This is a genomic window from Truepera sp., assembly GCA_032027045.1.
Lineage (GTDB): Bacteria > Deinococcota > Deinococci > Deinococcales > Trueperaceae > JAAYYF01.
The window spans coordinates 824,026-843,069 of record JAVSMU010000001.1 but is presented as its reverse complement, the minus strand read 5'-3'; the positions used below and the strand labels follow the sequence as shown (position 1 = coordinate 843,069).

Here is a 19,044-nt window from a genome sequence, read left to right as displayed (position 1 = left end):
ACGTGCGCGTCCTGCTTAGCGGCTACTACGGCGCGGGTAACGTCGGGGACGAGGCGCTCCTGGCGGGCCTGGTGAGCGGGCTGCGAGAACGTGGCTTCGAGCCCGTCGTGCTGTCCGCCGATCCGCGGGCCACGCGGGAGCTCCACGGTGTCCGGTCGTTCGACCGCGTGTCCGGCCTCCTGCCCGCGCTCTTGCGAAGCGGGGCGCTCGTGTCCGGTGGCGGGGGGCTGCTTCAGGACGTGACCAGCTCCCGCAGCCTCGACTACTACCTGGGCGTGGTGCGCCTGGCCAGGCGGCTCGGCAAGCGCGTCGTCTTGTACGGGCAATCGTTGGGGCCGCTGAGCACTGCCGGGTTGGGGCGGACGGCGGCTGCCCTGAGGGGCCTGCCGGTGGCGGTTCGCGATCAGGAGTCCTTGGCGCTCGCCGGCACCTTGAACCTGTCGGCCGTGCTGGTGGCGGATCCTGCCTTGCTGCTCGACGTACCGCCCGACCTGCCCGGCCGCGACCCCAGCGGTCCGGTGGTCCTGGTGCCCCGGTCGGGTCAGGACGTCCTCAACTCCGCCCTCGAGACCCTCGCGCTGCAACTGAGGGAGGACGGCACGCCGCTCGCGGCGACGGCGCTTCACCCGCAGCAGGACTCGCCCGCGGTAGACCGACTGGTACGTCTGGTGCCCGGCTTGGACGTCAGGGACGCGACGACGCCCGCCTTGGCGCTGCGCGCCGTCTCCGGCGCGCGCTACGTGGTTTCCGTGCGGCTGCACGGTTGCATCCTGGCTGCACGGGCGGGAGTCGGCTTCGCCGGGCTGTCTTACGACCCGAAGGTGCGCGGCTTCCTGGCTCAGGCCGCGGCGCCGTCGTTCCAGCGGCCCGTCGACCAGAAGTCGCTCGTGAACCTCGTGAGAACGTCACCACCCATGGAGGTCCACGCCATCGACCACCTGACGCGCCTCGCCTCCGAAGGTCTCGATTGGCTGGCCGACGTTCTGGGCCCCGAGCGGACCGCGGGGGCGTAGGGAACACCACGCGTTCTCACCCAGACGTGAGTTACCCTTACGCCGTGCACGAGGAACGTCTCGATCGACGCCCTGGCCCGCGGGGCTCTGGCGACCGCGCCGCCTGGCGCGCCTTGGCGCTGGTCGCGCTGCTGCTCGTGGCGGCGGTTGCCACGGCTCAGGAGAACGAGTTCACGCAGATGAGCGACCTGCTCGAGCAGGGCTATTACAACTCCGCCGCGCGGCTGAACGGTCCCGAACTCGTGGCCCGATACCCCGACAGTGGTCGCGCGCACTTCCTGTACGCGCGCGCGCTGTACCTGACCGGTAACCTAACGGGCGCGCTCACGGAACTCGACAGGGCCGTGGCCATTGACGGTGAGTCCGACCCGGCCGTGGTCAACCTGCAGGGCCTGCTTCGGGCCGCCAACGGCGATCCTGCGGGTGCCCTGCGGGCCTTGCAGAACGCTTTCCTCAGGAGCCGCGATTACCAGTTCGCCATGGACTGGGGGCGCGTGGCGTGGCAGGCCGCGCGTTATGACGAGGCCATCGCGGCTTTCGACGCGGCCGCGACGACGGACGAGGGTCGCTCGAAACTCTGGCCCTACGTCGACAAGGGGCGGCTCCTGGTGTTCACCGACCGGCTGCCAGAAGCCATCACCGCCTTCAACGCGGCCATAGACGTGTTCGAGGCCACGGACCCGGGCGAGGCGCGCCCGGGGAGCCCCGCCTACGTGGAGGCGTACTACCGCCTGGGTGAGGCCTACGAGCGCCTCGGCGAGATCGACCGGGCAGAGGTCAACTACCGCGCGGCCAAGACGGCCGATCCCAACTACGCGCCGGCTATCCAGGCGCTGGACAGGCTGTCGCGCTCGTTCGAGTGAACCGGTGCCGACGCCTTGCGCCATGCCCCCGCGACCGCGTCGGGATCCAGATGACCAGCTTGGTGCGCCCCGGACACGCCCGAAAGATCAGTTGACCAGCTTGGTGCGCCTCGGACACGCCCGAAGGATCAGTTGACCAGCTTGGTGCGCCCCGGACACGCCCGAAGGATCAGTTGACCAGCTTGGTGCGCCTCGATTGGTAGTCGAGCAGCACGTAGCGGCCGATCGTGTGGGGCGTCGTGAAGTACGCCTTCCCTTGGGTCATGGCGCTGACGCGCTGTACGAACGCCACCAGCTCCGGGTCGCGCGCCAGCATGAACGTGTTGATCTGGATGCCGTGCCGGCGGCAGGAGTTGACCTCGCGGAGCGTTTCGCCTAGGACGAGCGGGTCGAGGCCGTAGGCGTTGCGGTAGAGGCGGCCGTCTGGGAGGGTGATGGCGGAGGGCTTCCCGTCCGTGATCATCACTATCTGCTTCATCTCCTTGTTCTGCCGCATGAGGAGGCGCTGGGCAAGCCGCAAGCCTTGAGCCGTGTTGGTGTGATACGGACCCACCTGCGACCGCGCGAGGCGCCCGAGCGGGATCTCCTCCGCCCCGTTATGGAAGAGCACGAACTTGACGGTGTCACCCCGGTATTGGGTGCGGATCAGGTGCGCCAGGGCGAGCGCCACCTGTTTGGCGGGGGTGAAGCGGTCCTCGCCGTAGAGGATCATCGAGTGGCTGCAGTCGAGCATGACGACGGTGGCCGCCGACGAGTGGAACTCCGACTCCTGCACCACGAGGTCGTCCTCCTGCAGGTCGAGGCTTCCCGCGTGCAGGCCCCGAGCGGCGGCGTGCCCGAGGGTGGCCGGCACGTCCAGGTTGAGCGTGTCGCCGAACCTGTACTCCTTCGTGGCGCCGATCGTCTCCACCCCGGTGGTCGAGAAGCGCGTGTCGTGAGCGCCAATGCTCGACCTGCCGGCTCCTCCCAGCACGTCGTGTAGCGTCTTGTAACCGAGGAAATCGATGGCCTTGTCGGTGAGCTCGAACTTCACCTGCCCGGGGTCGGGGCTTTCGCCGTTGGCGCCCGCCGTCCCGCTTGGTTCGGTGGGGTCCTCGCCCGTGGGCATCGTGCGTACGTAGCCCTCTTGGCCAAGTCGCTGGGCCAGCCGGCGCGCCGCTTCACCCAGCTCGCTGTTCATCCAGTTCTCGGAGTTGAGCGCCGCTTCGACGACGTCTTCACTCACCAGCGCGTTCTCGATCAGCGCCTGCGCGATCGCCTCGTAGAGTTCCTGGAGAGACTGCTGATAGTCGGGGTCGGGATCGTACGGGTTGCGCTCGAAACCCGACTGCATGAGGCGGTCTTGGAGCATGCGCATGAGGTCGGCCATGTCGAGGTCGTCAAGGCCCCCTTCATACTTGGAGTAGCGGACTACTGCCATTGGCCTCACCTCCTCCGCGCGCCGGACGCCAGGGCGCCGGCCGGGTTATGCCTCAGTTCCACCGGGGCCTGGTCGAGGGTTCCCGGCTCTCGGGCGCGGAGTAGCCGAACTCCTCGCTACGGCCTATCAACTTCCGGGCGTGGAGCCCTTCCAGGATGAACTCGGCCGTGACCACCACCAGATCGTCGGTGCCCTCCGCGGAGTGTAGAGGTTCCGAGGCCGCCACGCTGTCGGCCAACGAGAGCAGCCCCGGCACACCGGCCAGCTGACCCTGCCACTCGCCACTCGCCGTGTCTGCCCGCAAACGCAGGTTGTTACCCTCCTCGAAGTACTCGACGACTTCCGATGCGTCCAGGCCGGCGGCCCGCCGCGCGTACACCTGACCTATCGCCCGGTGCACGATCTCGCGCGCCACGTTCTCGGACCCCTTGAGTTCGCCCTCGTACTCGAGCTCGATCTTGCCCGTCACCGCCGGTAAGGCCTTGTAAAGGTCCGATATGCGGGCCATGCCCGGTCCTCCCACCGACAACGCGCGCTGCTCGGCGTTACTGACGACGTTCTCCAGCAGGCTGATGGGCAGGCGTTGCGAGACGCCGGAGTGCTTGTCGACGCGCGAATCGATCCGCGCCTGGAACGCCACCTCCTCTACCGCCTCGGCAACGAAGGTGGGCACGACCACGCCCTCCTCGCGCTCGGTCCAGGCCTCCTGGCTGGTGATGGCCATGCCCTCTTCGACGCTGACCGGATAGTGGGTCCGCACCTCGCTGCCTATACGGTCCTTCAGGGGCGTGATGATCTTGCCGCGCGCGGTGTAGTCCTCTGGATTAGCGCTGAAGACGAGCAGAAGGTCCAGCGGGAGGCGCATGGGGTAGCCCTTGATCTGAACGTCGCCCTCCTGCATGACGTTGAAGAGTGCGACCTGGACCTTACCCGCGAGGTCGGGCAGTTCGTTGATGGCGAATAGGCCGCGGTTGGCCCGCGGCAGCAGGCCGAAATGCACGGCGCGCTCGTCTCCGAGCCGGGTTCCGAGCTTGGCGGCCTTGATCGGGTCGATATCGCCAACGATGTCCGCGACCGTGGTGTCCGGGGTGGCAAGCTTCTCGACGTAGCGCTGATCGCGTTGGAGCCATTCGATGGGCGTGTCGTCGCCCTGGCGCTCGAGGACCTCTCGGCCTTCCACTGACATGGGCGCGAAGGGATCGTCACGCAACTCCGTGCCCGCGATGTAGGGCACCTCCGGGTCGAGGAAGGTTACGAGCTGGCGCAGGATCCGCGTCTTGGCCTGGCCACGGAGCCCGAGAAGGATGAAGTGATGCCGGCTGAGCAGGGCGTTGACGATGGCGGGAACCACGGTGTCTTGATAGCCGAGCACTCCCTCGAAGAGGGGTTGGCCCCGCTGCAGGGCGGCCACGAGGTTGGCGCGGATCTCGTCTCTCACACTGCGCCCAGCGAGCCTTTCCCACTTGGTGCCGCGCAGCTCCGCCAGCGTCGTCGCGGGCCTGGGGTGCGTGCTGGACGTACTATCTGCGATGAACGGGGAGCTTGCCATGGGTAATGCTAGCACCGGCCGATGAGCCGTTCGCCGCCGGGCAGGACATCTGCCTAGGACTTCTAGGCTAAGCGCGCACCGAGGGTCACCCGGCTACACCAAAAGTCTGACCCTGCGTGGGGGAACGCAGGGTCAAAGAGAGGAGATGGTGGAGGGCCTAGGCCCTCTCCCGGTTCCTAGGGGGGAGGAACCGCCTCAACCTTACTACATAGGCGGACACCTGTCATCTGTTGTTACCCCTGGTATCGTCTCTCATGAAAGCCATCCGCAGCGCGGAAGTCATCGCCGTTGGTACGGAGCTGTTGCTCGGCGAGATCGTCGACACCAACAGCGCTCGCGTGGCCGCCGACCTGGCGGCGATCGGGGTCGACGTCTACTGGTCGCAGCGCGTCGGCGACAACCTGGAGCGCATCGCACAAGCACTCTCGGGCGCGCTCGGCCGCAGCGACCTGGTCGTCCTGACCGGCGGCCTCGGCCCCACGGACGACGACGTCACCCGCGACGCGATAGCAGGCGTGTTGGGCGAGGAGCAGCACGTCGACCCCACGCTGGAAGCGTGGCTGCGGCAGCGCTTCGCGGGCCGCGGCCGTCACATGCCCGAGTCGAACCTCAGGCAGGCCCGCCTCATCCCTTCCGCCGAGGTGCTCCCCAACCCGATCGGAACGGCTCCGGGCTGGCTCGCGCGCGTCACGCGTGGCGCATCGGTCCGTTACATCGTCACGTTGCCGGGGCCGCCTCGCGAACTGGAGAGGATGTGGAAGGTCGAGGCCCTCCCCCGGCTCCCGCTGCCCAGCAGCAAGCTCTTCGTACACACGTTCAAGACGATCGGCGTGGGCGAATCGACGGTGGCCGAGGCCCTCGGCGCGCTCACCATGCAGGCCAATCCGAGCGTGGCCACCTACGCCAAGGCCGACGGCGTCCACGTGCGCGTGGCCGCGAAGGCCGACGACGCCGAGCACGCTTTGATGCTCGCGAAACCAACCATGAACGCGGTCGCCGCAGCGTTGGGCGACAGCGTGTGGGGAACCAACGGCGACGATCTCCCCAGCCTCGTGCTGGCCCTGCTGCGTGCCCGCGGACAACGCGTCGCCATAGCGGAGGGCGCCACGGGCGGAGTGCTTACCGGTTACCTGGTCGGCGCCGACGACGGCACCGACCCGCTCGCCCGGCCCAAGAACCTCGCGGGAAGCCCGAGCGTGGCCCCGGACCGATCAGGGGCCATAAGGGGCAGCGTGATAGCATGCGACGTGGAAACCATGAGAGCGCTCGGGGTACACACTCGACTCCTTCAGCGACTGCCTTACGAGGCCGTCGAGCTCGTGGCCGCGCTCGCGGCTGCGGTCAGAGCGTTCTTCAAGGCTGACATCGGCATCGCCAACCTGGGACCCTGCGTTCCGGTCCTGGCGGCGCCCTCGAACTTGGATTTCGACGCACGCAGCGCCGCTGACGTTGACACCGACTCCGGAGCGCCGCCCCCACCGGGCAGTGTTTCCGGGGCGTCGAACGTCGTCGGCGGCCGACCGGTTGAGGAAGAACGCCTGATGACGAAGGTAGTTATCGCGATTGCTAGTGACTCCGGAACTTCCGTGAAGCACCTCGACTTGCCACCACTTGGCGGGCCTTGGCAACGCGAAAGGACCGCTTTCACCAGCCTCCACCTCATCCGGTCCGCGTTGCGCTGACGACCGTTCGGTGATGGGGCCCGGCAGGGTCCGGCCACCGGCGGCGGCGCGACCACAGGGGTAGGCCCATCACGGGCCCACTCCTCACCGGATGGAGGATTGCGAGACCATGGAAGACGAGCGCAAGAAGGCCTTGGAGTCCGCTTTGTTGCAGATCGAGCGGCAGTTTGGTCGTGGGGCGATCATGCGGTTGGGGGCTGAGCCGGTTGGGGTGTTGGGGTCTGGGGTTATTTCGACTGGGTCTTTGAGTGTGGATGTGGCGTTGGGGGTTGGGGGTTTGCCGCGGGGGCGGGTGGTGGAGGTGTATGGGCCGGAGTCGGGGGGTAAGACGACTTTGGCTTTGCATGTGGTGGCTGAGGCGCAGGCGGCTGGTGGGGTGGCGGCGTTCGTGGATGCTGAGCATGCGTTGGATCCGGCTTATGCGGCGGCGTTGGGGGTGGACGTTGATGAGTTGTTGGTGTCGCAGCCGGATACGGGTGAGCAGGCGTTGGAGATCGTGGAGTTGTTGGTGCGGTCGGGGGCGGTGGATGTGGTGGTGGTGGATAGTGTGGCGGCGTTGACGCCGCGGGCTGAGATCGAGGGTGAGATGGGGGATGCGCATGTGGGGTTGCAGGCGCGGTTGATGTCGCAGGCGCTCAGGAAGTTGACGGGGGTGTTGTCGAAGTCGCGGACGACGGCGATTTTCATCAATCAGATCCGGGAGAAGATCGGGGTGATGTATGGGAATCCGGAGACGACGCCGGGGGGTAGGGCGCTTAAGTTTTATGCGAGTGTGCGGCTTGAGGTGAGGCGTAAGGGGGATGTGAAGGTGGGGGTCGAGCGGGTGGGTAATCGGGTGCGGGTGAAGGTGACGAAGAACAAGGTGGCGCCGCCTTTTCGTGAGGCGGAGGTGGACATCGTGTTCGGTAAGGGGTTCGATAAGTTGGGGGATCTGGTGGCGGTGGCGAGTGATCTTGGGATCGTGGTTAAGAGCGGGTCGTGGTTCTCGTATGGGGACACGCGGTTGGGTCAGGGTAAGGAGCGGGCGGTGGAGTTCATCGCTGCTAATCCCGAGCTGATCGGTGAGATCCGCGGCAAGGTCATGGACGCCCTCAAACTCGGAGGCAAGACCGGCACCAGTAGTGAAGGCGAACTCGAGGAAGGTGCCCTGTGAACGGATCTGTCACCTACGTCTTGCTACTCCTTCTTGGCCTGCTCATCGGCGCGGTCGGCATGTACCTGCTGCGCAAGCGCAGCGACCAGAACGCGGAGGCCGAGGCTCAGCGCCTGGTGGCCGCCCGCTTGTCCGAGGCCGAGCGGGCCGCCCGCGACATCACCGACGAGGCGAAGCGGACCATCGAGTCCGAACTCGCCCGGGCGCGCCAGACCTGGACCGAGGAGGAAGCCGGCAAGCGCCGCCGGCTCGAAGACGAGCTGGCGCACGTCCGCGAGACGGCCAAGGCCACTTCGGAGCGCGCCCTCGCCGAGATCGAGCGCGACCGCGAGGCGGCCCGAGAAGCCCGCGACGAGGCGCGCCGCGACCGCGAACGCCTGGAACAGCAGGAGGAACGCCTCAACCGCCGCAGCGAGCAGCAGGACGCCCGCGCGCTGCGCCTCGACGAGGCCGAGGAACGCCTCAACCAACGCAACGCCGAGCTGGTCACGCGCGAAGAAGGCATCGAGGCGCGCGAGGCGGCCGCCCTGGCGCAACTGCACGAGATCGCGCAGCTGAGCCGCGAGCAGGCCACCCAGATGATCCTCGACAAGCTCGACAGCGAGCTCGACCGCGAGAAGGCCGTGCGCATCCGCGGCGCGCTCGAACGTGCCGACGCCGAGTCCCGCAAGCGCTCACAGGACATCCTCGCCCAGGCGATCCAGCGCAGCGCCTCCGAGGTCTCGGCCGCGATCAGCGTCTCCGTCGTGCCCATCCCGAGTGACGCCATGAAGGGCCGCATCATCGGCCGTGAGGGGCGCAACATCCGCGCCTTCGAGGCGCTCACCGGCGTCGACCTCATCATCGACGACACGCCCGAGGCGGTCTTGCTGTCGAGCTTCAACCCCATGCGCCGCGAGGTCGCGCAGCTCGCCCTCTCCGAGCTAGTGACCGACGGCCGCATCCACCCGGCCCGCATCGAGGAGGTCGTGCACAAGGCGCAGCAAGAGATGCAGACCTACATCCGCGAGCGGGGCGACGAGGCCGCCCTCGAGGCGAACGTCGTCGGGCTCAAGCCCGGCCTCGTCCAACTGCTGGGGCGCATGCAGTTCCGCACTAGCTACGGCCAGAACATCCTCAAGCACTCGGTGCAGGTAGCGCACCTGAGCGGCATCATCGCGGCGGAGCTCGGCCTCGACGAGGCGATGGCGCGCCGCGCGGGCCTCTTGCACGACATCGGCAAGTCGATAGACCGGGAGATCGAGGGCACCCACACGGAGATCGGGGCGAACCTCGGTCGGCGCTTCGGGGAGCCGAAGGAAGTCATCGACGCCATCCTCAACCACCACGAGCTCGATCACGCCGAGACCCTCTTCCCCATCATCGTCAACGCCGCCGACGCCGTCTCCGCGGCCAGGCCCGGGGCGCGCCGCGAGACGCTCGAGAGTTACATCAAGCGCTTGGAGGGGCTGGAGACCATCGCCACCAGCTTCCCGGGCGTCGACAGCGCCTTCGCCATCCAGGCCGGTCGCGAGCTGCGCATCATCGTGCAGCCCGAACGCGTCGACGACGCCACGGCCGTGCTGCTGGCGCGCGACGTCGCCAACCGCATCGAGCAGGACATGGAGTACCCCGGGCAGGTGCAGGTCACGGTGGTGCGCGAATCGCGCGCCGTGGAGTACGCCCGCTGAGCTTGGGTAGCCGGCCGGCCGTCGGCCCTCGATCAGCCGGCGGCCGCGAACGACCGAGCTCACCTGGGTATACTTCCCCTGGCCGCACGAGGGGCGCCCCACCGGGGGCGCTACACCCCGGCCCTAGTCCCCTGCGAGGTGTTCCGTGACGCTTCTAACCCGTAACCAGCCCGCGCTTTGCCATGGCACGGCAGCTCCAGGAGCACTTGACCAGCCGCACCAGGGTGGTCGTCAGTGAGGGGCGGCGAGGACGTGAAGCTCTTCAGCGGCAACGCCACGCAGGCGCTCGCGCAGGCCGTGGCCAAACACCTGGGCGGCCGGCTGGCGCACGGAACGGTAACGCAGTTCCCCGACGGCGAGACGCGCATCTCAATCGACGAAAGCGCTCGGGGCGGCGACTGCTACATCATCCAGTCGACCTGCGCGCCGGTCAACCACCACCTCATGGAACTGCTCGTACTGATCGACGCGCTCAGGCGCGCCTCCGCGTGGCGCATCAACGCCGTCATCCCGTACTTCGGCTACGCCCGCCAGGACAAGAAGATGCAGGCCCGAGAGCCGATCACGGCCAAACTCGTCGCCAACCTCCTCGAAACGGCCGGTGCCGACCGCGTCATCACGGTCGACCTCCACGCGGGCCAGATCCAGGGCTTCTTCGACGTGCCCGTCGATCACCTCACCGCCCTCACCATCCTGGGCGAGAACCTAAAGGGCACGGACCTCACCGACAGCGTGGTCGTATCGCCGGACGTCGGCCGGGCGACCGAGGCTCGCCGCCTCGCGAACCTCCTCGACCTCCCGCTGGTGATGCTCTACAAGCGCCGCACCAGCCCCACCGAGACCGAGGTCACTCACGTGATCGGCGAGGTCGAGGGCAAGAGGCCGATCATCATGGACGACATGATTTCGACCGCCGGCACCATGCGCCGTGGCATAGAGGCGCTGCTCGAACTCGGCGCACAGCCCGACGTGCGGGTAACCGCGACGCATGCCGTCTTCACCCCGCCGGCCATGGAGCGCCTCGACCACCCGGCGATCACCGGCATCTACGTCACCGACACCATCCCGCTCGTCGAAACGAGCGACAAGATCCACGTGCTGAGCGTGGCGCCGCTCCTGGCACAGGCGATCCGCAACGTACACGATCACGTATCGGTAAGCTCTCTCTTCGCCAGCTGACTGCACCGTCACACCTTTACAGCCATGGCCGTCACCTAGTATCGTCACTAGTTGCAAGCGCGTCGCCTAGAGTGCCATGCGCACCGGAGGAACCATGAGAATCAACGCCGAGAAGCGCGTGCCGGGCACGGCCGCGCACTTGAGACGCGCCGGGAAGCTCCCAGCCATCGTCTACAACAGGGAACTCAACGAAGCCATCACCGTAGACCTGCGGGCCTTCGACAAGGCCTTCCGGTCCCAGGGCACCTCGAGCCTGATCGACCTCGTGATCGACGGCGAGTCGCGCTCGGTGCTCGTCAAGCAGGTGCAGATGGACAAGCGCCGGCGCGAGCCCATGCACGTCGACTTCTACGCGATCACCGCCGGCCAGCTCCTCGAGGTCAACGTGCCCATCGAGTTCGTCGGCACCCCCGTGGGCGTCCGCGAGGGCGGCCTGCTCGACGTCCAGCGGCGTGAAGTGCGCATCTCGGTGCTGCCGCAGAACATCCCCAACCACGTCACGCTCGACGTTAGTGGCCTCGACATCGGCGACAGCCTTCACATCGGCGCCATCGTCGCCAACCTGCCGGCCGAGGCCGAGGTCCTGGACGACCTCGACCTCGCGCTCGTCGCCGTGGTCCCGCCACGAGTCGCCGAGGAGGATGAGACCGAGGCCGCCGAGGAGACCGTCGAACCCGAAGTCATCGGCGCTGCTCCCGAGGAGCCGGAAGAGGATTGAGCCTCGCGGCGGACCAAGGGTCGCCGGGCGTCACCTTCAAGCTGGTCGTGGGCCTGGGCAATCCCGGCCCCCGTTACTCAGGAACCCGGCACAACGCCGGGTTCCTTGTCGTCGATGAGCTCGCTCGGCGTCACGGCGCGAACTTCAGGCAGGGGCGCGTGGCGGCCACCGCCAAGCTCCCGCCCGGGACCCTGGCCGCCGGGGCCCTTCTGCTCCTCAAACCGCTTAGCTTCATGAACCGCTCCGGAAGTCCGGTGCAGGCCGCCATGACGCGCGGGAACATCCGGCCGTCCGAGACCATCGTGGTGCACGACGACATCGACCTACCCCTCGGTAAGCTGCGGGTGCGAGTCGGCGGCACGAGCGGCGGCCAGCGGGGAGTAGCCGACATCACCCGCGCGGTCGGCACCGACTTCGTCAGGGTGAAGGTGGGCGTCGGCCGCCCGCCGGATGGTTGGCAGGTGGAGAACTGGGTGCTCAGCCGTTTCACGGCAGGCGAGGCGCCGCTCGTCGGGCTCGTCGTGGCGACGGCCGCCGACGCGGTCGAGTTGACCGTTCGCCACGGGGCGCCGGAGGCCATGAACGCGGTCAACGGGTTGGACCTCTCGCTTCCCGACTGAAGCCTCAACCGAAACGGCCCGAGACGTAGCGCTCCGTCAACTCGTGCTTCGGTGCCGTGAACATCTGGTCGGTGGGGCCCTCTTCCACCAGCCTGCCCAGGTGCATGAACGCCGTCCGGTCCGACACGCGGCCCGCCTGCTGCATGTTGTGCGTCACGATGAGCACCGTGTAGCGCCCCGTGAGCTCCCCTATGAGCCGCTCGATCCTGTCGGTGGCGATCGGGTCGAGAGCGCTTGTCGGCTCGTCCATGAGGAGCACCTGGGGTTCCGTCGCCAGGGCGCGGGCGATGCATAGCCGCTGCTGCTGCCCGCCCGACAGGCCGAACGCGGATCCGTCCAGCTTGCCTTTCACCTCGTCCCAGAGCGCCGCGTCCCGCAATGCGCGCTCGACGACCCCGTCGAGGCCCCCGCGGCGACCGGCGAGCCGCGGCCCGAAGGCGACGTTGTCGTAGATGGACTTCGGGAACGGGTTGGGTTTCTGGAACACCATGCCCACCCTCCTTCGCACCTCGACCGGGTCCACCCCTGCGCCGTAGAGTTCCTCGCCCTCGTACCGCACGCGCCCTTCGGTCCTGACCCCCTCGACCAGGTCGTTCATGCGGTTGATGCTGCGCAGCAGCGTGCTCTTCCCGCAACCGGACGCACCGATGAGCGCCGTGACCTGATGCCGCGGCACGGTGAGCGACACGTTGTCGAGGGCCTTGAATGACCCGTACCAGAGGCCGAAGGAGTCGATCTCGACCACGGCGTCCGCCGGCGGCACTCTCTGCGTGCGAACCGTCACGTGATCCTCCGGTAGCGCTCCGCTCACGCGGTCTCCTTCCCCTGAGGGGCCGCTGGCGCCGCTCACGCCTGCCGCCCGAACACTCGGCGCAGCCGGAACGCGACCCCGTAGAACAGCACCAGCACTGCGAGCATGACCACTATCCCAGCCGACGCGGCGTGGGCGAACTCGGGCTTGTTCTCACCCACCCACGAGTAGATCTGCAGTGGGAGCACGGTGTACTCGGACAGCGGGCCCTTGGGCAGGCCCGGCACGAACACGGCGGCACCCAGCAGCAGCAGCGGGGCGGTCTCGCCGAGCGCGCGCGCCACCGCCAGGATGACGCCGGTAACGATGCCGGAGCGCGCCGCAGGGAGCACCACGCCGAAGGTGACCTGCGACCTGGTGGCCCCCAGCCCGTAGGCGGCCTGCCGCAACGTTGACGGCACGGCCCTGATGGCCTCTCGCGACGCGATGATCACCACCGGGACGACGAGAAGCGAGAGGGTGAGTGCCGCCGAGAGGATGACCGGACCGAGGCGCATGAAGCGCACGAAGACCGACAGACCCAACAGCCCGTAGACGATGCTCGGCACCCCCGCCAGGTTGCGGAGGTTGACCTCCAGCAACCGCGTGAGTCGCGACTCCTGCGAGTACTCCTCCAGGTAGACGGCCGCGGCCACCCCGAGGGGAACCGCTATCAGGATGACCAGGACGATCAGCCAGAGGCTGCCGACCAGGGCGGGGGCCAGGCCGGCCATGGCGGGTGAGCGGGAAGCGCGCCGCGTGAAGAACGAGGCGTCGAGCCAGGGGTTGAGGTAGAGGTGTTGGCCGGACTCCAGTGAGGCCCTGAGCGTCGAGCGCTCGCGTAGCCCACGTGCGAGCGAGAAGTCTGCCACGAGCCTGTCGCGGGTCGTCGAGACGACCCAGCGCAAGGGCCTGCCGTCGACCGACCACATCAGCTCCACCCGGTTGCGAGCCGCGAACTTGCGCCGCTCCTCCGGGTCCGACAAGAGCTCGTCGATCGCCACCGCGGACTCCCCCCGGGCCGCCAGCTCGAGGCGGGCGACCCTCTCCCAGCTGCCCGCCAAGGAGGCCCCCTCCCAGAATGAGAAGCTGACGCCGCTGCCGCGCGGCTCGACCACTTGCCACGACACCGTGTCGGTGAGAACGTCGAAGATCAGCGCCAGGAGGACGGCGAGGCCGAGCAGCGTCGGCACCAGCACGGCCAGGTGAAAGAGCCGGCCCCTGAGACGCCGAGCGCCGGGCGCCGTCACTCGTAGCGCTCCCCGAAGCGCCTGACCAGCGCCTGGGTGGCCAGGTTGAGAAGGAAAGTGATGACGAAGAGCGTGGCGGCGACCGCGTAGAGGGAGCGAACGGCGAGCGAGCCGGCGGGCTGGTCGCCGGTGGCGGCCTGCACTATGAACGAGGTCATCGTCGCGATGGTCTCACGCGGGTCCAGCGTGAGCAAGGGGCGCTGTCCCGCTGCAAGCGTGACGATCATCGTCTCGCCCACCGCGCGCGAGAACGCCAGGATGACCGCGGCGAGGATGCCCGAGAGGGCCGCCGGCACCACCACCTTGAGCGTCACGTCCAGTTTGCTCGCTCCCAGACCGTAGCCCGCCTCGCGCAGCGCCACGGGTACGGCCTGCATGGCGTCGGCGGAGAGGCTCGATATCACCGGCATGATCATGAAGCCCATGACGAGGCCCGCCGATAGGGCGTTGAACAGCTTCAGGCCGGGGATGAAGCTCTGCAGCCAGGGTGTCACGAACAGCAGAGCGAAGTAGCCCAGGACGACGGTGGGGATTCCCGCGAGGAGCTCGAGCGCGCCCTGCAGGCGCCGCCTGACGGCCGGGGCCGCGAACTCGGAGAGGTAGATGGCGCTGCCGATGCCGAGCGGCACCCCCACCAGCATGGCGATCAGCGTGACGAGCAGCGTTCCGCTGAGCAGCGGCGCGATGCCGAAGTGCTTGTCGACGAAGAGCGGCGTCCAGGTGTCCGAGGTGAAGAACTCGACGACGCTCACGAGCGGGTCGCGGAAGAACGCCAGCGTCTCGCGCGCGAGCACGAAGACGACGGCGACGGTCGTGAGAACGGTCACCCACGCGGCGGTGCCCAGTAGCAACCGCACCAACTGCTCGCGGCGCCGCTCCGCCGGGCCCAAAACGAGCCCACGGGCAGCAGGCCGGGCGCGGCCCGCCCCGAGCCCCTTCGCGCTCATGGCACCGTGCCTTCCACGGAGATCGGTCCCCTCCCTGCTCGAGCGCGCGCCCGGTGGCTACTCACGCCGGCGAACGGCCTCGAGCACGCTGTCGCCCGGCTCGAACCCGGCGAACGCCGTACCAGTGATCCCCGCCTCGAAGCGCGCGGCGACCGCTTCGTACACGTCGTCCGGGTAGGCGACGTAGCCGGTGTCGGCGATGAACTCGCGGTTCTCGGGCGCGAGGTAGTACTCGATGAACTCCGCGATTCCGGGCCTCGCGGCGAGCGCGGCGCTGCTCACGTAAACGAAGAGGGGGCGGGAGAGGGGCGAGTAGGCGTTGCTTTCGATGCTGAGCGCGTCGGGCTTCACGCAGCCGGCGCCGGCGTCGACCGCGAGGCTACGCAGCCGGCCGGCGTTCTCGACGTAATACGCGTAGCCGAAGAAGCCGAGAGCGTACTCGTCACCCTCCACCCCCTGAACCAGGACGTTGTCGTCCTCGCTGGGAAAGAAGTCGGTGCGGCTGGCGCCGACCCGGCCGTTGATGGCGTGCGTGAAGAACTCGAAGGTGCCGCTATCGGTCCCGGGCCCGTACAAGGTGATGGGCACAGCGGGAAAACCGTCGCGGACCTGGCTCCAGTACTCGACCTTGGAGCCGGGCTCCCAGATGGCCCGCAACTCGCTCACGGTGAGACACTCGACGAAGTCGTTTCCGGAGTTGACCACCACGGTGAGGGCGTCGGCGGCGACGGGCAGCTCGATGAGGCCGATGCCCCTACTCGCGCACTTCTCGAGTTCGGCCGGCGTGACCACGCGGCTGGCGTCCGCGATGTCCACCTCCCCCGCGCACAACTTGGAGAGGCCCCCTCCCGTGCCCGAGAAGGCCACGGAGACGGGCGTTTCGGGGTGATCGATGCTGAACTCCTCGGCCATGGCCAACGATATCGGGAAGACCGTCGAGGAACCGTCGACACGGATGTTGCCCCGCGCCGCGGCGAGGCCCAAGACGGCGGCGGCGGCTACCACGGCTAGTTTGAGCACGTGCCTGGGGGCGCCCACGACTTCCTCCGGAACCGAGGGTACGAGTCGTGCGTCATGGGTCCGTCATGCGTCCCGCGCCCGGGCGATAATGGCGTGAGGACACTCGCTACCTGCCAGGAGGCTCGCATGCCGTTGGGAACGCCGCCCACGTGGCCCATCCGCGCCCCACGGGGGGCCAAGCGCACCGCCAAGGGCTGGATTCAAGAGGCCGCCAAGCGGATGCTGATGAACAACCTCGACCCCGAGGTCGCCGAGAAGCCGGAGGAGCTGGTCGTGTACGGCGGCCGCGGGCGCGCAGCTCGCGACTGGGCCGCGTACCGGCGGATAGTCGCGACGCTCGACCGGCTCGAGAACGACGAGACGCTCCTGGTGCAGTCGGGCAAGCCCGTCGGGGTCTTCCGCACCACCCACGAAGCGCCGCGCGTGATCTTGGCGAACTCCAACCTGGTGCCCAAGTGGGCGACCTGGGAGGAGTTCGACAGGCTAGATGCCGCGGGGCTCATGATGTACGGCCAGATGACGGCCGGTTCCTGGATCTACATCGGCACTCAGGGGATCTTGCAGGGCACCTTCGAGACGTTCGCCGCGGCCGCTCGCCGCCACTTCGGCGGCACGCTGGCGGGGACGCTGACCGTCACCGCCGGCCTTGGCGGCATGGGCGGCGCGCAACCGCTGGCCGTGACCCTCAACGGCGGGGCGGTGCTGGTCGTGGAGGCCGACGCGCAGCGCATCCGCCGCAGGCTCGAGACGGGTTACCTGGACGAGATGAGCCTCGACCTGCGCACGGCGCTGGCGCGAGTGGAGGAGGCACGAGCGGGGCGGCTCCCACTATCGGTCGGCCTGTTGGGCAACGCCGCGGAGGTCCTCCCCGAACTCGTTCGCCTCGGCGTGAAGGTCGACCTGGTGACGGACCAGACGAGCGCGCACGACCCCATGTACGGCTACCTGCCCGTCGCCGCGCCCGACGAGGACCTGAGCGCCGCGCGCGACGCCGATCCGGTGCGTTACAGAGCGCGCGTGCTGGAGTCCATGGCTCGCCACTGCAGCGCCATCGTCGACCTGGCGCGCAGCGGCGCGGTGGCCTTCGATTACGGGAACAACCTGCGCGCGTTCGCCCAGGAGGGCGGATTCCCCGACGCTTTCTCCTACCCCGGCTTCGTACCGGCGTTCATCCGCGACCAGTTCTGCGAGGGCCGCGGCCCCTTCCGCTGGGTGGCGCTATCGGGCGACCCCGAGGACATCCGCCGCACCGACCGGGCCATGCTCGAGCTCTTCCCCGAGGACGAGGGCTTGCGGCGTTGGCTCACGGAGGGCGTCGACAAGTTCGCGTTCCAAGGGCTGCCGGCGCGCATCTGCTGGCTGGGCTACGGCGAGCGCGACCGGGCCGGCTTGCGCCTCAACGAGATGGTGGCGAAGGGCGAGTTGAAGGCGCCCATCGTGATCGGACGCGATCACCTCGACGCCGGCTCGGTGGCGAGCCCGTACCGCGAGACCGAGGCCATGCGCGACGGTTCGGACGCGGTTGCCGACTGGGCGCTACTCAACTTCGCCCTGAACGCCGTGAGCGGCGCGGGCTGGGTGAGCTTCCACCATGGCGGCGGCGTGGGCATGGGTTACAGCCTGCATGCCGGTCAGGTGTGCGTCGCCGACGGTACGTCTGACGCGGCCGAGCGTATCGGACGCGTGCTCCTCAACGACCCGGGTACGGGCGTGATGCGCCACGCCGACGCCGGTTACCCGGCCGCGATCGAAACGGCCCGGGCGCGCGGCATGGACCTGCCCGGCGTGACGGACGGGGAGAACCTCTGATCAGCGAGGGGAACGCATGAGGAGCGAGGAGAGCACATGAGCGACGCCGCCGCCACTACAGGCACGCTGGTCAAGGGCATCAGCGAGCTGTACACGCCCCACGATGCCGTGCCGAACGCGGCCATGGCCGTGGCGGACGGGCGGGTGGCATGGGTCGGCGCGGAGGCGGCCGTACCGCTACCGTTCGCGGGCTGGCCCGGCGTCGACCTTGGCGGTAACGCGGTCATACCGGGCCTGGTCGACAGCCACACGCACCTGATCTGGGCCGGCGATCGGCTGGAGGAGTACCTGTTGCGGGCCCGCGGCGCAAGCTACGCGGAAATCCTGGCGGCGGGCGGCGGGATCCACGAGACCGTGGCCGCCACCAACGACGCCTCCGAGCCCACGCTGCTCATGCTCGCGAGGCGGCGCGCGGGTGCCTTCCTGCGCGGCGGGGTTACCGCCCTCGAGATCAAGTCGGGCTACGGGCTGAGCACCGAGGGGGAGTTGCGCATGTTGCGCGTGGCGCGCCGCCTGGGCGAGGAGGGCTCCCAACGGGTCACGACCACGCTACTGGCGCACGTGCCCGACAAGCACCTGCCGCGCGGCGACTACCTGGAGCGCTTCTTGAGCGAGACCCTGCCCGAGGCCGCGCGGCTTGGGCTGGCCGATGCCGTCGACGTCTTCTGCGACGAGGGCGCCTTCACCCTGGCCGAGACGCGCCGCATCCTCGAGGCGGCGCTCACCTACGGGTTGAAGGTGAAGGCGCACGCCGAGCAACTCACCCACACGGGCGCGGCACGGCTGGTAGCGGAGCTGGGGGGCGTCTCGGCCGACCACCTGGAGCTGGCTACCGCCGAGGACCTGGCGGCACTCGCCGCTGCCGGCACCGTCGCGACGTTCTTGCCGGTGGCCGCACTGCTGCTCAAGCGCCCGATGCCGGAGATCGCCACGGTGAGGGCCAGTGGTGTGAGGGTGGCGGTGGCGTCGGACCACAACCCGGGCTCCTCCCCGGTGTTCGGGCTGCTGCTCGTCCTACAGCTGGCCGTGGCGATCTGGGGGTTGAGCGTCGAGGAGGCGCTCGTGGCCGGAACCGCCAACGCCGGGCTCGCGCTGGACCGGCCCGAGTGGGGCAACCTCGCCGTGGGGTCCGTCGCCGACTACCTCGTGATCGACTCACCCAAGGCGCTCACTCCGCTCTACACGTGGGGGTCGCCGTCGCTCAAGGAGATGGTCATCGGCGGGCGCACCGTATGGCGCAAGGACGGCTGAGGACCCACACCGGCGTTCGTGGTCCGCGGCCCTCGTGGCGCCCGTCCCTCGTGGCGCCCGGCCCTCGTGGCGCCCGTCCCTCGTGGCGCCCGGCCCTCGTGGCGCCCGGC

16 protein-coding genes are annotated in these 19,044 nt (G+C 68.7%); 10 read left to right on the top strand and 6 right to left on the bottom strand.

The window, feature by feature from the left end:
• Positions 1-2 precede the first annotated feature (2 nt).
• Positions 3-1,013, top strand: a complete 1,011-nt coding sequence (gene csaB, locus ROY82_03740) for a polysaccharide pyruvyl transferase CsaB (GenBank protein MDT3681581.1) — start codon at positions 3-5, stop codon at positions 1,011-1,013.
• A gap of 44 nt (positions 1,014-1,057) precedes the next feature.
• On the top strand, positions 1,058-1,876 hold the full coding sequence (locus ROY82_03735; protein ID MDT3681580.1) for a tetratricopeptide repeat protein: 819 nt from the start codon (positions 1,058-1,060) through the stop codon (positions 1,874-1,876).
• Between the two features lie 169 nt (positions 1,877-2,045).
• Here the strand turns inward: ROY82_03735 and ROY82_03730 are convergent, their stop codons facing one another.
• Positions 2,046-3,296, bottom strand: coding sequence for a VWA domain-containing protein (locus ROY82_03730; protein ID MDT3681579.1), 1,251 nt, complete (start codon positions 3,294-3,296; stop codon positions 2,046-2,048).
• Positions 3,297-3,348: 52 nt separating this feature from the next.
• The gene (locus ROY82_03725; GenBank protein ID MDT3681578.1) at positions 3,349-4,845 is read right to left on the bottom strand and encodes a magnesium chelatase; all 1,497 of its coding nucleotides are present in this window, start codon (positions 4,843-4,845) and stop codon (positions 3,349-3,351) included.
• A 254-nt stretch (positions 4,846-5,099) separates the two neighbouring features.
• Here ROY82_03725 and ROY82_03720 point away from each other — a divergent pair, with 254 nt between their 5' ends.
• From ROY82_03720 to pth, 6 genes are all read left to right on the top strand, one after another.
• Positions 5,100-6,527 carry a CinA family nicotinamide mononucleotide deamidase-related protein gene (locus tag ROY82_03720; protein MDT3681577.1) on the top strand — a complete coding sequence of 476 codons (1,428 nt, stop codon included), beginning with the start codon at positions 5,100-5,102 and terminating at the stop codon, positions 6,525-6,527.
• A 109-nt stretch (positions 6,528-6,636) separates the two neighbouring features.
• Entirely contained in the window at positions 6,637-7,680 is a 1,044-nt protein-coding gene (gene recA / locus ROY82_03715) for a recombinase RecA (GenBank protein MDT3681576.1), read from the top strand.
• The gene (gene rny, locus ROY82_03710) at positions 7,677-9,350 is read left to right on the top strand and encodes a ribonuclease Y (protein ID MDT3681575.1); all 1,674 of its coding nucleotides are present in this window, start codon (positions 7,677-7,679) and stop codon (positions 9,348-9,350) included. The genes recA and rny overlap by 4 nt, the downstream gene beginning before the upstream one ends.
• A 234-nt stretch (positions 9,351-9,584) precedes the next feature.
• Positions 9,585-10,529: a ribose-phosphate pyrophosphokinase gene (locus tag ROY82_03705; GenBank protein ID MDT3681574.1), complete on the top strand. Its 945-nt coding sequence runs from the start codon at positions 9,585-9,587 to the stop codon at positions 10,527-10,529.
• A gap of 94 nt (positions 10,530-10,623) precedes the next feature.
• Complete coding sequence (locus ROY82_03700) at positions 10,624-11,247, top strand: 50S ribosomal protein L25 (protein ID MDT3681573.1); 624 nt, start codon at positions 10,624-10,626, stop codon at positions 11,245-11,247.
• A complete protein-coding gene (gene pth / locus ROY82_03695) occupies positions 11,244-11,867 on the top strand; it encodes an aminoacyl-tRNA hydrolase (protein ID MDT3681572.1) in 624 nt (207 codons plus the stop codon). The genes ROY82_03700 and pth overlap by 4 nt, the downstream gene beginning before the upstream one ends.
• Before the next feature lie 4 nt (positions 11,868-11,871).
• Here the strand turns inward: pth and pstB are convergent, their stop codons facing one another.
• From pstB to ROY82_03675, 4 genes are read right to left on the bottom strand one after another with little or no spacing between them, the layout of a single operon-like run.
• The gene (gene pstB / locus ROY82_03690; protein MDT3681571.1) at positions 11,872-12,678 is read right to left on the bottom strand and encodes a phosphate ABC transporter ATP-binding protein PstB; all 807 of its coding nucleotides are present in this window, start codon (positions 12,676-12,678) and stop codon (positions 11,872-11,874) included.
• 35 nt (positions 12,679-12,713) lie between these two features.
• Positions 12,714-13,907: a phosphate ABC transporter permease PstA gene (pstA, locus tag ROY82_03685; GenBank protein ID MDT3681570.1), complete on the bottom strand. Its 1,194-nt coding sequence runs from the start codon at positions 13,905-13,907 to the stop codon at positions 12,714-12,716.
• Entirely contained in the window at positions 13,904-14,854 is a 951-nt protein-coding gene (gene pstC / locus ROY82_03680) for a phosphate ABC transporter permease subunit PstC (GenBank protein MDT3681569.1), read from the bottom strand. Before pstC ends, pstA begins: the two co-directional genes overlap by 4 nt.
• A gap of 57 nt (positions 14,855-14,911) precedes the next feature.
• Positions 14,912-15,892, bottom strand: coding sequence for a PstS family phosphate ABC transporter substrate-binding protein (locus ROY82_03675; protein ID MDT3681568.1), 981 nt, complete (start codon positions 15,890-15,892; stop codon positions 14,912-14,914).
• A 108-nt stretch (positions 15,893-16,000) separates the two neighbouring features.
• On the opposite strand from ROY82_03675, the gene hutU reads away from it, so the two are divergent.
• A complete protein-coding gene (gene hutU, locus ROY82_03670) occupies positions 16,001-17,683 on the top strand; it encodes a urocanate hydratase (protein ID MDT3681567.1) in 1,683 nt (560 codons plus the stop codon).
• A gap of 36 nt (positions 17,684-17,719) precedes the next feature.
• Complete coding sequence (gene hutI, locus ROY82_03665; protein MDT3681566.1) at positions 17,720-18,934, top strand: imidazolonepropionase; 1,215 nt, start codon at positions 17,720-17,722, stop codon at positions 18,932-18,934.
• Positions 18,935-19,044 lie beyond the last annotated feature (110 nt).

Coding starts and splice junctions, on each gene's coding strand:
- recA (MDT3681576.1), top strand. CDS start 6,637: ATGGAAGACGAGCGCAAGAAGGCCTTGGAGTCCGCTTTGTTGCAGATC.
- pstC (MDT3681569.1), bottom strand. CDS start 14,854: ATGAGCGCGAAGGGGCTCGGGGCGGGCCGCGCCCGGCCTGCTGCCCGT.
- hutI (MDT3681566.1), top strand. CDS start 17,720: ATGAGCGACGCCGCCGCCACTACAGGCACGCTGGTCAAGGGCATCAGC.
- ROY82_03700 (MDT3681573.1), top strand. CDS start 10,624: ATGAGAATCAACGCCGAGAAGCGCGTGCCGGGCACGGCCGCGCACTTG.
- ROY82_03720 (MDT3681577.1), top strand. CDS start 5,100: ATGAAAGCCATCCGCAGCGCGGAAGTCATCGCCGTTGGTACGGAGCTG.
- ROY82_03730 (MDT3681579.1), bottom strand. CDS start 3,296: ATGGCAGTAGTCCGCTACTCCAAGTATGAAGGGGGCCTTGACGACCTC.
- ROY82_03725 (MDT3681578.1), bottom strand. CDS start 4,845: ATGGCAAGCTCCCCGTTCATCGCAGATAGTACGTCCAGCACGCACCCC.
- hutU (MDT3681567.1), top strand. CDS start 16,001: ATGCCGTTGGGAACGCCGCCCACGTGGCCCATCCGCGCCCCACGGGGG.